We start from the raw sequence: 13,435 nt of genomic DNA, 5'->3' as shown, positions 1-13,435 counted from the left end.
ATCCACGTACTTTTGAGGTGATTCCCATGATGAAAGGTGGCATGGCCGGCCTGATGAAGCAGGCGCAGCAGATGCAGGAAAAAATGGCCAAGATGCAGGAAGAACTGGCCAACGCCGAAGTCACCGGTAAAGCCGGTGGCGATATGGTCAGCGTGGTGATGACCGGTCGTCACGACATCAAGCGCGTAAGCATCGACCCAAGCGTGCTGCCAGGCGTGGGCGAAGATGACCTGGAAATGCTCGAAGCGCTGTTCGCCGCGGCCGTCAACGACGCCGTGCGCAAGATCGAAGCCAACAGCCAGGAAAAAATGGGCGCCGCGACCGCGGGCATGCAATTGCCACCGGGCATGAAGCTGCCGTTCTAATCGGCAGCCTTTGGCTAGACTCCAATGCCAGGCCCAGTGCCTGGCATTTTTGTTTGTGGTTGTGGCAAGCGGGCTTGCCCGCGCAGGGCTGCGAAGCAGCCCCAATACGTCACTTGAGCTGAACCCCGGCACTGCCCCCATGGTCTGCACCCTATACCGAAGCATTCGTTAAAGGAGCCCCAGATGCCTCAAGAACCGATTCTCAACCAGCGCATTGTCCTGGTCTCGCGCCCTCAAGGTGCGCCGACCCCGGAGAACTTTCGCCTGGAGCGTGTGAACCTGCCGGAGTTGGCGGACGGCCAGGTCCTGCTGAAAACCCTGTACCTGTCCCTCGACCCCTACATGCGCGGACGCATGAGCGACGCGCCGTCCTACGCCGCGCCGGTGGAAATCGACGAAGTGATGACCGGTGGGGCTGTCAGCCGTATCGAGCAGTCGCGTAATCCGAAGTTCGAAGTGGGCGATCTGGTGGTCGGTTCCACCGGCTGGCAGAGCCACAGCATTTCCGACGGCCGCAACCTGATGCCGGTGCCCAAGGGCCTGGCCAGCCCTTCCATGGCATTGGGCGTGCTGGGCATGCCGGGCATGACCGCCTATATGGGCCTGATGGACATCGGCCAGCCCAAGGCCGGCGAAACCCTGGTGGTAGCCGCAGCGTCCGGCGCCGTGGGTTCGGTGGTAGGCCAGGTGGCCAAGCTCAAGGGCTTGCGTGTGGTGGGTATTGCGGGCGGCGCCGACAAATGCCGCTACGTGGTGGACGAATTGGGCTTTGATGCCTGCATCGACCACAAGAGCGCGGATTTCGCCGATGAGCTGGCCCAGGCCTGTTTCAAGGGCGTGGACATTTATTTTGAAAACGTCGGCGGCAAGGTGTTCGACGCGGTGTTGCCGTTGCTCAACCCCAAGGCGCGCATTCCGCTGTGCGGGCTGATTGCCGGTTACAACGCGCATGAAGCGCCCAGCGGGCCTGATCGCTTGCCGGCGTTGCAACGCACCTTGCTGACCAAGCGCGTGCGCATCCAGGGCTTTATCGTGTTCGACGACTACGGTGACCGCCACCCGGAGTTCATCAGTGCCATGGCAGCGTGGGTGCGCGAGGGCAAGGTGAAGTTTCGCGAGGACGTGGTAGAGGGCCTGGAGCAGGCGCCCGAAGCCTTTATCGGTTTGCTCGAAGGGCGCAACTTCGGCAAGTTGGTGGTACGTGTCGCGCAGGACTGAGGATTTGACGCTAATCCGAGGCGCGGGTATAAACCGCGTCTCGTTGTTTTGTCGGACCATTCGCCCATGAGCTTCAGCCCCCTGATTCGCCAACTGATCGACGCCCTGCGCACGTTGCCGGGCGTAGGCCAGAAAACCGCCCAACGCATGGCGCTGCAACTGCTGGAGCGTGATCGCAGCGGCGGCACCCGGTTGGCCCAGGCCTTGAGCCAGGCCATGACCGGCGTCGGCCACTGCCGCCAGTGCCGCACCCTGACCGAAGAAGAACTCTGCCCGCAATGCGCCGACCCGCGTCGCGACGACACTTTGCTGTGTGTGGTGGAAGGCCCGATGGATGTGTACGCGGTAGAGCAGACCGGCTATCGCGGGCGCTATTTTGTGCTCAAGGGGCACCTGTCGCCCCTCGATGGCCTGGGCCCGGAAGCCATCGGTATTCCGCAGTTGGTGGCGCGAATTGAAGAGCAGGGCACCTTTACCGAAGTGATCCTGGCCACCAACCCGACCGTTGAAGGTGAGGCGACGGCGCATTACATCGCCCAGTTGCTGACCAATAAGGGCTTGATCACCTCGCGTATCGCCCACGGCGTGCCGTTGGGTGGCGAGCTGGAGCTGGTGGATGGCGGCACGCTGGCGCATTCGTTCGCCGGCCGCAAGCCGATCGCGCTCTAAGCAACACCACATTGATCTGCTCCAGGCAGTGACATCTTGAAAACCAAGCAAGCGCTTGGTAAGTTCGCTCCACCCCTCCGTGGAGCTTGCCGATGTCTGCCTTTCAGGACTACTTCGACCCCAGCCACCAATTGGTCCGCGACAGCGTGCGCCGTTTTGTCGAGCGCGAAATGTTGCCGGGCATCGAGCAATGGGAGGAGGCCGAATGCTTTCCTCGCGAGCTGTACCTCAAGGCAGGCGCGGCGGGCATCCTGGGTATCGGCTACGCCGAAACCTTGGGCGGCAGCCACGAAGGTGATGTGTTCGCCAAGGTGGCGGCCAGCGAGGAACTGATGCGCTGCGGTTCCGCAGGTGTGGTGGCGGGGTTGGGCTCGTTGGATATTGGTTTGCCGCCGGTGGTGAAATGGGCGCGACCCGAGGTGCGCGAGCGGGTTGCGCCACAGGTGCTGGCGGGCGAAAAGATCATCGCTCTGGCCGTGACCGAGCCAGGTGGCGGCTCCGACGTGGCCAACCTGCAAACCCGCGCAGTGCGTGACGGCGAGTATTACCGCGTGAGCGGCAGCAAGACCTTTATCACCAGCGGCATCCGCGCCGACTTCTACACCGTCGCCGTACGCACCGGCGGGCCGGGCTTTGCCGGCATCAGCCTGCTGCTGATCGAAAAGAACACTCCTGGGTTCACCGTCGGCCAGCCCCTGAAGAAAATGGGTTGGTGGGCGTCGGACACGGCTGAATTATTCTTCGACGATTGCCGGGTGCCTGTAGGCAACCTGATTGGCGCCGAGAACATGGGCTTTGCCTGCATCATGGGTAATTTCCAGAGCGAACGCTTGGCCCTGGCGCTGATGGCCAATATGACCGCACAACTGGCGCTGGAACAAAGCCTCAACTGGGCGGCCCAGCGCGAGGCGTTCGGCAAACCCATCGGCAAGTTCCAGGTGCTCAAGCATCGCTTGGCGGAAATGGCCACCGCCGTTGAGGTCTCACGGGAATTCACCTACCGCCAGGCAGCCAAGATGGCGGCCGGCAAGAGTGTGATCAAGGAGATTTCCATGGCCAAGAACCTCGCCACCGACACGGCTGACCGCGTGACCTATGACGCCGTGCAGATTCTTGGTGGGCAGGGTTATATGCGCGGCAGCCTGGTGGAGCGGCTGTATCGCGATAACCGGATACTGTCGATTGGTGGGGGGACCCGGGAGGTGATGAATGAGATCATCAGTAAGCAGATGGGGTTGTGAGGTGGGTTGTTCTCACTGGCCTCATCGGGGGCAAGCCCCCTCCCACCTTTGATCTGTGAATACTTTCCAAATGTGGGAGGGGCGGTGCGACGATTCGACTTGCCCCCGATGAGGTCCGCCCAGGCAGCCCCTATCTTTCAGTCAACGCAAACTGCGTCAGGCAAAAAGTCGGAATCCCCATATCTTCCAACCGCTGCGAACCGCCCAGCTCGGGCAAATCAATAATCGCCGCCGCTTCGAAGATCTTCGCCCCCATGCGCCGCACCAGGTTGGCCGCCGCGATCAGGGTGCCGCCGGTGGCGATCAGGTCATCGAACATCAGCACCGAGTCGCCTTCGCACAGGCTGTCGGCGTGCACTTCCAGGAACGCTTCGCCGTATTCGGTCTGGTAACCCTCGGCCAGCACGTCGGCCGGCAGCTTGCCCTGCTTGCGGAACAGGATCAGCGGTTTGTTCAGTTGGTAGGCGATGATCGAGCCAATCAGGAAGCCCCGCGCATCCATCGCGCCGATATGGCTGAAATCCGCTTCTACGTAGCGCTGGGCAAAGGTGTCGGCCACCAGGCGCAGTGCCCTGGGCGATTGGAACAACGGTGTGATGTCACGGAAGATCACCCCAGGCTTGGGGAAGTCAATGACAGGGCGGATCAGGGATTTGATGTCGAACGAATCGAAGGTCATCGTCGAAGAGTCCTGGGGCTGGAAACGGACTCGAAGTATACCTGCGGCCTCGCCGATTGGCGCGGCCGCAAGGCTTTGCCTCAGCTTTCCAGGGAGCCACCGGCCAATGCGCAGAGCTGGATCGGATCGAGAATATGCACTTCCTTGCCCTCGGCAGCGATCAGCTCGTTCTGCTGAAAGCGCGTGAATACGCGGGATACGGTTTCTACCGCGAGGCCCAGGTAGTTGCCGATTTCATTGCGCGACATGCTCAGGCGGAACTGGTTGGCCGAGAAGCCACGGGCACGGAACCGCGCCGACAGGTTGACCAGGAAGGTGGCGATGCGCTCGTCGGCGGTCTTCTTCGACAGCAGCAGCATCATTTGCTGGTCGTCACGAATTTCGCGGCTCATCACGCGCATCAGCTGACGGCGCAGCTGCGGCAACTGCAGGGCCAATTCGTCCAGGCGCTCGAACGGGATTTCACACACCGATGTCGTCTCCAGCGCTTGGGCGGACACGGGGTGAATCTCGGTGTCCATGCCTGACAGCCCGACCAATTCGCTGGGCAGGTGGAATCCGGTGATCTGCTCTTCGCCGCCGTCGCTCAGGCTGAAGGTCTTCAGTGCACCCGAGCGTACTGCGTAGACGGAATCGAACTTGTCACCCTGGCGAAACAGAAATTCGCCTTTTTTCAGCGGGCGACCGCGTTTAACGATCTCGTCCAGCGCATCCATGTCTTCCAGATTCAGCGAAAGTGGCAGGCAGAGGGGGGCCAGGCTGCAATCCTTGCAATGGGCCTGGCTATGAGCGCGCAGTTTGACTGGCTCGGACATTTCTTAAATCCTTGTGGGAAAACACACATAAGACGTAAGGGTAACGCACTGGGGGGCGGTGAGGCCAGCCTGTACAAAAAACCGGCAACGGTATAAAGCTTTTTGTATCGGCGCCGATACAAGGGCATTCCTACCCACCGGAGCTCGGATCATGTCTGTCATCGCCGCCTACAATCCTGCCATCCGAGTTCCTACAGTGCCGGACGCGAAGCCAGCAGCCGAAACTGCGGTAAAGGCCCAGGCCGCTGCGCCGGCGGCTGAAACCAAAGGCGTGGAAGGCGTGACGGTGACGATTTCCGGCGCGGCGTTCAAGGCGGTGGCGGTGGCCAGTAAAGCCAATTCCGATATCGATGACAGTGGCTTGGATGACAGCGTTAAACAGATCCTCAAAATGATTCGCAAGCTCAAGCAACAGATCGCCGAGAAAATGGCCGAGCTCCAGGCGGTCGCGAATGACAATAGCCTGACGCCGGAGCAGGCCCGGGTGAAGACCAACAACATCCAGGGCGCTATCAGTGCGCTGCAGGCGGGCTTGATGACCTCCCAGGGCTCCCTGCTCAAGGCGATGAAAAGCTTGAGCGCGGATGGCGCGCTCAAGGCCGCTTCGCTGGCGATGTAACTAGATCACCCGTGAAAACCGTTGCCGATTCTGGTGCTCCAGGTAGGCATCGAACACCATGCACACCGAGCGCACCAGCAGGCGCCCGGCCGGCAGTACGCGGATGCCTTGGGCATCCAGCGCGATCAGGCCATCTCTGGCCATAGTTTCAAGTTGTGGCCAAGCGTCGTCGAAATACGCGCGAAAATCGATGTTAAAGGCCTGTTCGATCCTTTCGAATGCCAGGCTGAAATTGCAGATCAACTGCTGAATCACTTCCCGTCGTAACCGATCGTCCGTGGTGCAGCGCAAACCACGGCTGGTGGCCAGTTGCGCGCCGGCCAGGGTGTTCTGGTAGGCGTTGAGATCACTGGTGTTCTGGCAATACAGATCGCCGATCTGGCTGATCGCCGACACGCCGAGGCCGATCAGGTCGCAATGCCCGTGGGTGGTGTAGCCCTGGAAGTTGCGCTGCAGGGCACCTTCCTCCTGGGCGATGGCGAGTTCGTCGTCCGGTAGGGCGAAGTGGTCCATGCCGATGTAGCGGTAGCCGGCCTGGGTCAATTGTTCGATGGTGGTTTGCAGCATCAGCAGCTTGGCGGCCGGGGAGGGCAGGTCGTCGCTGTTGATGCGCCGCTGGGGCATGAAACGCTCCGGCAGGTGCGCGTAGTTGAACACCGACAGGCGGTCCGGTTGCAGCTTGATCACTTCTTCCACAGTGCGCGCAAAGTTGATCGGCGTTTGCTGGGGCAGGCCGTAGATCAGGTCGATATTGATCGAACGAAACTGCAAGGTGCGCGCCGCGTCGATCACCGCGCGGGTTTCTTCCAGGCTCTGCAGGCGGTTGACCGCCCGCTGCACGTCCGGGTCTAGGTCTTGTAGGCCGATGCTCACGCGGTTGAAGCCCAATTCGCGCAGCAGGCCCATGGTCGCCCAGTCGGCTTCGCGGGGGTCGATCTCGATGCCGTAGTCGCCGGAATCGTCGTCCAGCAAGTTGAAGTGCTGGCGCAGGCTGCCCATGACCTGGCGCAGTTCGTCGTGGCTGAGAAAGGTCGGCGTGCCGCCGCCGAAGTGCAGTTGCTCCACCGGCTGTTTCGGGTCGAGGTGGCAAGCCACCAATTGGATCTCCTGCTCCAGGCGCTGCAGGTACGCCTGGGCGCGGCCGCGGTCCTTGGTAATCACTTTGTTACAGGCGCAGTAGTAGCAGATGTTCGCGCAGAACGGCACATGCACATACACCGACAACGGCCGCACGGCCTTGCGGCTGTCGCGCAGGGCATGGAGCAGGTCGAAGGTGCCTACCTGGCTGTCGAATTGTACGGCGGTGGGGTAGGACGTGTAGCGCGGTCCCGCCAGGTCGTAGCGGTGAATCAGATCGGTGTCCCAACGAATGGCGTCGAGCATGCGGGCGGTCCCCCGGATAGGCTAGTGGGCCGAGTCTAGGGGCGTGGCGGGCAGGCCATGTTGATTTGCATCAACGGGGAGCGGCGCTTTGCCACATTGCCGGTTAGTGGCCCATTAGCCAGTGCTGATGCGGGCCGGGCAAGGTCCACAGACCAAACAGGATCACCAGCAACCCTCCGGCCACGCGCACGCTGCGTTTGCGCAGCAATGCCGTGACGCGTTCGGCTGCCAGCCCGGTGGCCAGCAGCACCGGCCAGGTGCCCAGGCCGAACGCCAGCATCAGCAGCGCACTGTCCAGCGCGTTACCCTGGCTGGCGGCCCACAGCAGGGTGCTGTAGACCAGCCCGCACGGCAACCAGCCCCACAGCGCGCCCAGCAGTAACGCACGCGGCAGGCTGGACACCGGCAGCAAACGGTTGGCCACCGGCTGTATGTAGCGCCACAGGCCGCGCCCGAGGCTTTCGATGCGGGTCAGGCCGCTCCACCAGCCGGCGAGGTACAGGCCCATGCAGATCAACAGCAAGCCGGCGAGCACGCGCATGAACATCGCCGCCGGGCTGTTGGCCACTGCCCAGCCGGCCAGGCCCAGCAGCAGGCCGGCGGTGGCATAGCTGAGGATGCGCCCCAGGTTGTACGCCAGCAGCAGGCGAAAACGCCGGCTGCGTTGCTCCTTGGGGATCGCCAGGGTCAGCGCGCCCATCAGCCCGCCGCACATGCCCAGGCAATGGCCGCCGCCCAGCAGGCCGAGGATCAGCGCGGAGACCAGCAGGGGCGCCAGTTCAAGCATGGGGCGGTTCTTTAGGCGCGGGCGGTTGCTCGGGGTTGTTGGCTGCGTCGACAGCGGCCAGGTGGTTGGGGTCCTGGTCGTCAAACAGCACGCTGTGGGCCGGGCCATCGAGGTCGTCGTACTGGCCGCTGTCCACCGCCCAGAAGAAGATGTAGATGGCCACACCCACTAACAGCAGCGCCGCCGGAATCATCACGTATAGAGCTGGCATCTGCACTCCATGCCCACGCGGCTCAAGCCGGCAGCGGGCGGGTTACGGTAGGGGCGCTGTCCGCCTGCGCCCTCGGCAGGCGAGTCAGGCGCAGGGCGTTGAGCACCACGGTCAACGAACTGAGGGACATGCCGATCGCCGCCCAGATCGGGGTGATCCAACCGAGGGCGGCGAACGGCAGCATCAAGCCATTGTACAGCCCCGCCCACAGCAGGTTTTCAATGATTACCCGCCGCGTGCGCCGCGCCAGGGTAAACGCGTGCACCAGCGCATCGAGGCGGTTGGACAGCAGCACCGCATCGGCGCTGGTCTTCGCCAGATCGGTGGCCGTGCCCATGGCCACGCTGATATCGGCGGCGGCCAGTACCGGCACATCGTTGACGCCATCGCCGAGCATCAGCACCTTGCGGCCTTCCTGGTGCAGGCGCTGCAGCACTTGTAGTTTGTCATCGGGGCGCAGGCCGCCGTGGGCTTCGTCGATACCCAACTCGGCTGCCACGCTGGCGACCATCGGCGAGGTGTCCCCCGACAGCAGCAAGGTGCGCCACCCGCGCGCCTTGCACGCGGCCAGCAAGGCCGGGGCATCGCTGCGCAGGCGGTCATCCAGCACGAACCAGGCGAGGGCGCCGTCACGGTCACCGAGCAGCAGCCACTGACCAGCCTCGTTCGGTGAGGCCGGGATTGGGCAGCCGCTCAGTTCGCAGACAAAACCGGGCTGGCCAATGCGCAACTGGCGCTCGCCGACGCGACCTTCCAGGCCCAGGCCGGGCGAACTGAGCACCTCTTCGGCTGCCAGTGGCGCGCGGCCAAAAGCCCGGGCAATCGGGTGTTCGGAGCGGTTTTCGAGGGCGGCCGCGAGGGCCAGGCACAGGTCGCTGCTGGTGCCGCCCAAGGGCCGGATCGCGCGCAATGCCAGGCGGCCTTCGGTGAGGGTGCCGGTCTTATCAAAAATCACTGTGTCGATCTGGTTCAGGCCTTCCAGCACATGGCCACGGGTCAACAGCAGCCCGAGTTTGTGCAGGGTGCCGGTGGCGGCGGTGAGGGCCGTCGGCGTGGCCAGTGACAACGCGCACGGGCAGGTCGCTACCAGCATCGCCAGTACGATCCAGAATGCTCGCGATGCATCCAACTGCCACCACACCAGGCCGATCACGGCGGCGGCAATCAGCGAGCACAGCAGAAACCATTGCGCGGCGCGGTCGGCGATCTGCGCCAGGCGCGGTTTCTCCGCCTGGGCGCGCTCCAGCAGGCGCACGATGGCGGACAGCCGGGTGTCGTGGCCCAGGGCGCGTACTTCAACCGTCAAGGCGCCTTCGACATTCAGGGTGCCGGCTGTAACCGAATCACCGACTTGCCGCCGTTGCGGCAGATACTCACCGGTGAGTAGGGATTCATCGATGCTGGACTGGCCGTCGAGGATCAGCCCATCCGCCGGCAGCACCGCGCCCGGATGCACCAGCACGCGGTCGCCCACGGCCAGTTCGCGCAGCAGGATGCGTTCACTCTGGCCATCCGCCGTGAGCCGCAGGCACGAGGCGGGCAGCAGGTTGACCAACTGCGCGGTGGCGGCGGCCGTGCGCTCGCGTGCGCGGCGCTCCAGGTAGCGCCCGGCCAGCAGGAACAGCGCAAACATGCCCACCGCGTCGAAGTACAGTTCGCCCACGCCGGTCATCGCGGTCCAGATGCCGGCCAGGTAGGCGCCACCAATCGCCAGGGACACCGACACATCCATGGTCAGGTGGCGTGTGCGCAGATCGCGCAGGGCGCCCTTGAAAAACGGCGCGCAGCTGTAGAACACGATGGGGGTTGTCAGAAACATCGCCACCCAACGCAGGATCACATGCAACTCGGGGCTGAGGTCGATATTGAATTCCGGCCAGGTGGCCATGGTCGCCATCATCGCCTGGAACCACAGCAACCCGGCTACCCCCAGTTGGCGCAGGGCCAGGCGGTTTTCGCTGGCCAGCTGTTCGGCCGCGCGGTCCGCCTGGTAGGGGTGGGCGGCGTAGCCGATGTGGCGCAATTCACTCAGCAGCTGGCTCAACGGCAATTGCCCGTCGGCCCAGCGCACGTGCAGACGATGGTTGGACAGGTTCAACCGCGCCTCGGCCACGGCGGGCAGGCTGCGCAGGTGTTTTTCGATCAACCAGCCACAGGCCGCGCAACTGATGCCTTCCATCAACAGGGTGATTTCGGCGAGCTCGCCCTGATGGCGCACGAAGGGCTGTTGCACGTCGGCGCGGTCGTACAGCGCCAGTTCGTCCACCAGTTGCACCGGCAGCGCCTCGGGGTTGGCCGAGGCTTCGCTGCGGTGCTGGTAATAGCTTTCCAGGCCACCGGCCACGATGGCTTCGGCCACTGCCTGGCAGCCTGGGCAGCATAATTCGCGGCGCTCGCCGAGGATTACGGCGGTAAAGCGGCTGCCGGAGGGGACGGGGAGGGCGCAGTGGTAGCAGGGGGAGGTCATGGTTATGGATCTTGGTTGGCTGGGAGGGCCTCATCGGGGGCAAGCCCCCTCCCACATTTGAAATGCATTCCAAATGTGGGAGGGGGCTTGCCCCCGATACGCGAAGCGCGGCTTTTATTTTTTCAGGTCTTCAGCACCCTGCAATGGTTCGTCGCCCAGCAGCAAGTCCTTGTCATGGCTGACCTGTTCTTCTTCGAACATGCGCCAGGTGCGGTCGCCTTCCACGCCGAGCAGTTCGACGAAACGGCGGCCTTCGACCTTGTCGGTGACCTGGCCGATGTAGCGCCCGGGTTCGCTGGCGCTGAGGGCCAGGTTGATCTTGCGATCCTTCTCGGGCTGGGTCGGGGAAATCAGGTTCAGTTCCAGGGTCGCCGGGTTGCTGTTGCCGCTCAGGTGTACCTCGACTTCGCCGGTCAGCTCGTCCAGGTGCACCTTGGCACGCAGTTGCAGGGTCTGGGCCAGCAGCTCGCGGTCCAGGGAACGGTTGATGCCTTTGCCGGCCTCGTAGTAGTTGTCGTTGACCAGGTTGTCCGGGTTGTTCACCGCGATGGTCACCATGGACAAGGTCAAGGTCACCGAGCAGGCCAGGATGCCAATGATGATCCAGGGCCAGAGGTGCTTGTACCAGGGGCTTGCGGCAGTAGCTGCGGGCATTGTTGTGCTCTCTGTTTAACGGACTTGGGGGCCGATGAATCGGCTCTTGGCTTCAATACGAACACTGTCGTCATCGGCGTCGGTGAGGATGAATTTGACCTCGTTGGTGCTCGACGGCAATTGCTCCGGCGCGCTCGACAACTCCACCGGCATACTGACGATATCGCCGGCGGCCACCTTGATTTCGCGCCGGCCTTGCAGCTTGAGGTCCGGCAGGCCTGCGGCGTCGAGCACGTAGGTGTGGTCGCGCTGGTCCTTGTTCATGATCTTCAGGCTGTAGACGTTTTCGATGCGCCCCTCGGCGTTTTCGCGGAACAGCACGCGGTCCTTGCTCACGTCGAACCCTACCAGCGAGCGCATGAAAAACGCAGCGGCCAACAGGCTGATCATCGCCAGCAACACCAGCGCATACCCGATCAGGCGTGGGCGCAGCTTATGGGTTTTCTGCCCGGACAGGTTGTGCTCGGTGGTGTAGCTGATCAGGCCGCGTGGGTATTCCATCTTGTCCATGATGTTGTCGCAGGCATCGATGCAGGCGGCGCAGCCGATGCACTCGATTTGCAGGCCGTCGCGGATGTCGATGCCGGTGGGGCACACCTGCACGCACATCGTGCAGTCGATGCAATCGCCCAGGCCCTGGGCCTTGTAGTCGATGCCCTTTTTACGCGGGCCGCGCACTTCGCCACGGCGCGGGTCGTAGGAGACGATCAGGGTGTCCTTGTCGAACATCACGCTCTGGAAGCGTGCGTACGGGCACATGTAGATACACACCTGCTCGCGCAGCCAGCCGGCGTTGCCGTAGGTGGCGAGGGTGAAGAAGCCGACCCAGAAATACGACCAGCCATCGGCCTGGCCGGTGAAGAAGTCGAACACCAGTTCGCGGATTGGCGAGAAGTAGCCGACGAAGGTCATGCCGGTGGCAAAGCCAATCAGCAGCCACAGCGTGTGCTTGCTGAATTTGCGCAGGAATTTGTTGGCGCCCATGGGGGCTTTGTCGAGCTTGATGCGCTGGTTGCGGTCGCCTTCGGTGACCTTTTCGCACCACATGAAGATCCAGGTCCACACGCTTTGCGGGCAGGTATAACCGCACCACACGCGCCCCGCGTACACCGTGATAAAGAACAGGCCAAACGCCGCAACAATGAGAATGCCCGAGAGCAGGATGAAGTCCTGGGGCCAGAAGGTCGCGCCAAAAATGAAGAATTTACGTTCCGGCAAGTTCCACCAGACAGCCTGGTGGCCACCCCAGTTCAGCCACACCGTGCCGAAGTAGAGCAGGAACAACGCGGCGCCACCGAGCATGCGCAAATTGCGGAACAGACCGGTGAAGGCGCGGGTGTAGATTTTCTCTCGCGACGCGTAGAGATCGACGGACTGGGTCGTATTTTTGGCAGGCGGGGTAACGTCATGTACCGGTATCTGGTCTCTCATCATTGCATCCCACGGCGGTGGAGATTTGCCTCGGCCAGTACGTGCCAACCGGGGTCAAATTAAGGGTGTTGCAGTGGCCTAATGATACGCCCCCGATCCCTGTCAAAGGGTGCGACCTTTGGTCGCGTTGGGGGAAATCAATTGATGGTATATGTGATCTGGATCAATTGACTTGGGAAGTATGGACGGTTTTGGCCGGTGAGCAGGTCATTCATCCCATGGATTAATCAGTGGAACGCCACTGGACTTGAAGTCACTGACATTCCGTGTGACCACCGTGAGCCCATGAACCAGAGCGGTTGCGGCAATCAAAGCGTCGCTCTCGTTAGCCTGGTCCGGCACATGCAAACGGGCGCAACGCAGCGCGACGGCTGCATCAACCGGCAATATCCTGGCATCGAAAGCCGGCATCACATGACGCTTGAGCCATAGACGCAGTACCTTCCCCTGAGTCGGGTCACGACGTTCGATGCGCAGTACCCCGGTTTCCAGCTCTTTCAAGGTAATCGCCGAGATAAACATGCGCGGTGCGATGACACTTTTGGCCCAGGCGACCACGTTCGCGTCGGCCTGGGGTTTACGAAGTTCAGAGATAACGTTGGTGTCGAGTAGGTACATCAAGAAAGGTCCACGGGTCGATGAGTGATCACGGCACGTTCGGTTTCGAAGTCGATTTCGGCAGCTTCCGGCATAACCAACAGGTCAACGATGTCGACATTGAGCCCCGTCAGTTTCTGGTAGTCCTCAATACTTAGCAGTACATGGGCAGGCTTGCCGCGATCGGTGATAAAAACCGGCCCTTGGCGGGCAGCTTTTTTGGCACCGCTTGTGTCTTGATTGAATTCACGGCTGGAAATAGTGGTGATGGTCATGGGGTGACCGCCTTTGTTGGACAT

Annotated in this window: 15 protein-coding genes; 5 read left to right on the top strand and 10 right to left on the bottom strand. The window is 62.4% G+C overall.

All coding sequences use genetic code 11. From position 1 onward, the window contains the following. Positions 1-26: 26 nt before the first annotated feature. From CXQ82_RS23085 to CXQ82_RS23070, 4 genes are all read left to right on the top strand, one after another. Positions 27-365, top strand: a complete 339-nt coding sequence (locus tag CXQ82_RS23085) for a YbaB/EbfC family nucleoid-associated protein (RefSeq protein WP_101272451.1) — start codon at positions 27-29, stop codon at positions 363-365. A gap of 183 nt (positions 366-548) precedes the next feature. After that, complete coding sequence (locus CXQ82_RS23080) at positions 549-1,583, top strand: NADP-dependent oxidoreductase (RefSeq protein WP_101272450.1); 1,035 nt, start codon at positions 549-551, stop codon at positions 1,581-1,583. 66 nt (positions 1,584-1,649) lie between these two features. After that, positions 1,650-2,252 carry a recombination mediator RecR gene (gene recR, locus CXQ82_RS23075; protein ID WP_015885312.1) on the top strand — a complete coding sequence of 201 codons (603 nt, stop codon included), beginning with the start codon at positions 1,650-1,652 and terminating at the stop codon, positions 2,250-2,252. A gap of 92 nt (positions 2,253-2,344) precedes the next feature. Continuing rightward, the gene (locus CXQ82_RS23070) at positions 2,345-3,493 is read left to right on the top strand and encodes an acyl-CoA dehydrogenase family protein (protein ID WP_101272449.1); all 1,149 of its coding nucleotides are present in this window, start codon (positions 2,345-2,347) and stop codon (positions 3,491-3,493) included. Between the two features lie 130 nt (positions 3,494-3,623). Here the strand turns inward: CXQ82_RS23070 and CXQ82_RS23065 are convergent, their stop codons facing one another. Then, positions 3,624-4,172, bottom strand: a complete 549-nt coding sequence (locus CXQ82_RS23065; RefSeq protein ID WP_101272448.1) for an adenine phosphoribosyltransferase — start codon at positions 4,170-4,172, stop codon at positions 3,624-3,626. A gap of 80 nt (positions 4,173-4,252) precedes the next feature. Continuing rightward, the gene (fnr, locus tag CXQ82_RS23060; protein WP_101272447.1) at positions 4,253-4,987 is read right to left on the bottom strand and encodes a fumarate/nitrate reduction transcriptional regulator Fnr; all 735 of its coding nucleotides are present in this window, start codon (positions 4,985-4,987) and stop codon (positions 4,253-4,255) included. Positions 4,988-5,138: 151 nt separating this feature from the next. Here fnr and CXQ82_RS23055 point away from each other — a divergent pair, with 151 nt between their 5' ends. Next, positions 5,139-5,606 (top strand): hypothetical protein, encoded by a 468-nt coding sequence (locus tag CXQ82_RS23055; protein ID WP_101272446.1) that lies wholly within the window; start codon positions 5,139-5,141, stop codon positions 5,604-5,606. Here the strand turns inward: CXQ82_RS23055 and hemN are convergent, their stop codons facing one another. The 8 genes from hemN to CXQ82_RS23015 form a co-directional block, all read right to left on the bottom strand. Continuing rightward, entirely contained in the window at positions 5,607-6,989 is a 1,383-nt protein-coding gene (gene hemN / locus CXQ82_RS23050) for an oxygen-independent coproporphyrinogen III oxidase (RefSeq protein ID WP_101272445.1), read from the bottom strand. A gap of 103 nt (positions 6,990-7,092) precedes the next feature. Further along, positions 7,093-7,776, bottom strand: coding sequence for a sulfite exporter TauE/SafE family protein (locus tag CXQ82_RS23045; RefSeq protein WP_101272444.1), 684 nt, complete (start codon positions 7,774-7,776; stop codon positions 7,093-7,095). After that, positions 7,769-7,987 (bottom strand): cbb3-type cytochrome oxidase assembly protein CcoS, encoded by a 219-nt coding sequence (gene ccoS / locus CXQ82_RS23040; RefSeq protein ID WP_101272443.1) that lies wholly within the window; start codon positions 7,985-7,987, stop codon positions 7,769-7,771. The genes CXQ82_RS23045 and ccoS overlap by 8 nt, the downstream gene beginning before the upstream one ends. A gap of 22 nt (positions 7,988-8,009) precedes the next feature. Continuing rightward, complete coding sequence (locus CXQ82_RS23035; protein WP_371917329.1) at positions 8,010-10,454, bottom strand: heavy metal translocating P-type ATPase; 2,445 nt, start codon at positions 10,452-10,454, stop codon at positions 8,010-8,012. 114 nt (positions 10,455-10,568) lie between these two features. Beyond that, the gene (locus CXQ82_RS23030) at positions 10,569-11,108 is read right to left on the bottom strand and encodes a FixH family protein (RefSeq protein ID WP_101272441.1); all 540 of its coding nucleotides are present in this window, start codon (positions 11,106-11,108) and stop codon (positions 10,569-10,571) included. 15 nt (positions 11,109-11,123) lie between these two features. Next, entirely contained in the window at positions 11,124-12,539 is a 1,416-nt protein-coding gene (ccoG, locus tag CXQ82_RS23025) for a cytochrome c oxidase accessory protein CcoG (protein WP_101272440.1), read from the bottom strand. A gap of 207 nt (positions 12,540-12,746) precedes the next feature. Next, complete coding sequence (locus CXQ82_RS23020; RefSeq protein ID WP_101272439.1) at positions 12,747-13,157, bottom strand: type II toxin-antitoxin system VapC family toxin; 411 nt, start codon at positions 13,155-13,157, stop codon at positions 12,747-12,749. Beyond that, positions 13,157-13,411 (bottom strand): type II toxin-antitoxin system Phd/YefM family antitoxin, encoded by a 255-nt coding sequence (locus CXQ82_RS23015; RefSeq protein WP_101272438.1) that lies wholly within the window; start codon positions 13,409-13,411, stop codon positions 13,157-13,159. The genes CXQ82_RS23020 and CXQ82_RS23015 overlap by 1 nt, the downstream gene beginning before the upstream one ends. Between the last annotated feature and the right edge of the window lie 24 nt (positions 13,412-13,435).

The organism is Pseudomonas sp. S09G 359, assembly GCF_002843605.1.
In the GTDB taxonomy this organism is placed as follows: domain Bacteria; phylum Pseudomonadota; class Gammaproteobacteria; order Pseudomonadales; family Pseudomonadaceae; genus Aquipseudomonas.
This window is presented reverse-complemented; position numbering and strand designations above follow the sequence as displayed.

Coding starts and splice junctions, on each gene's coding strand:
- CXQ82_RS23085 (WP_101272451.1), top strand. CDS start 27: ATGATGAAAGGTGGCATGGCCGGCCTGATGAAGCAGGCGCAGCAGATG.
- CXQ82_RS23080 (WP_101272450.1), top strand. CDS start 549: ATGCCTCAAGAACCGATTCTCAACCAGCGCATTGTCCTGGTCTCGCGC.
- recR (WP_015885312.1), top strand. CDS start 1,650: ATGAGCTTCAGCCCCCTGATTCGCCAACTGATCGACGCCCTGCGCACG.
- CXQ82_RS23070 (WP_101272449.1), top strand. CDS start 2,345: ATGTCTGCCTTTCAGGACTACTTCGACCCCAGCCACCAATTGGTCCGC.
- CXQ82_RS23065 (WP_101272448.1), bottom strand. CDS start 4,172: ATGACCTTCGATTCGTTCGACATCAAATCCCTGATCCGCCCTGTCATT.
- fnr (WP_101272447.1), bottom strand. CDS start 4,987: ATGTCCGAGCCAGTCAAACTGCGCGCTCATAGCCAGGCCCATTGCAAG.
- CXQ82_RS23055 (WP_101272446.1), top strand. CDS start 5,139: ATGTCTGTCATCGCCGCCTACAATCCTGCCATCCGAGTTCCTACAGTG.
- hemN (WP_101272445.1), bottom strand. CDS start 6,989: ATGCTCGACGCCATTCGTTGGGACACCGATCTGATTCACCGCTACGAC.
- CXQ82_RS23045 (WP_101272444.1), bottom strand. CDS start 7,776: ATGCTTGAACTGGCGCCCCTGCTGGTCTCCGCGCTGATCCTCGGCCTG.
- ccoS (WP_101272443.1), bottom strand. CDS start 7,987: ATGCCAGCTCTATACGTGATGATTCCGGCGGCGCTGCTGTTAGTGGGT.
- CXQ82_RS23035 (WP_371917329.1), bottom strand. CDS start 10,454: ATGACCTCCCCCTGCTACCACTGCGCCCTCCCCGTCCCCTCCGGCAGC.
- CXQ82_RS23030 (WP_101272441.1), bottom strand. CDS start 11,108: ATGCCCGCAGCTACTGCCGCAAGCCCCTGGTACAAGCACCTCTGGCCC.
- ccoG (WP_101272440.1), bottom strand. CDS start 12,539: ATGAGAGACCAGATACCGGTACATGACGTTACCCCGCCTGCCAAAAAT.
- CXQ82_RS23020 (WP_101272439.1), bottom strand. CDS start 13,157: ATGTACCTACTCGACACCAACGTTATCTCTGAACTTCGTAAACCCCAG.
- CXQ82_RS23015 (WP_101272438.1), bottom strand. CDS start 13,411: ATGACCATCACCACTATTTCCAGCCGTGAATTCAATCAAGACACAAGC.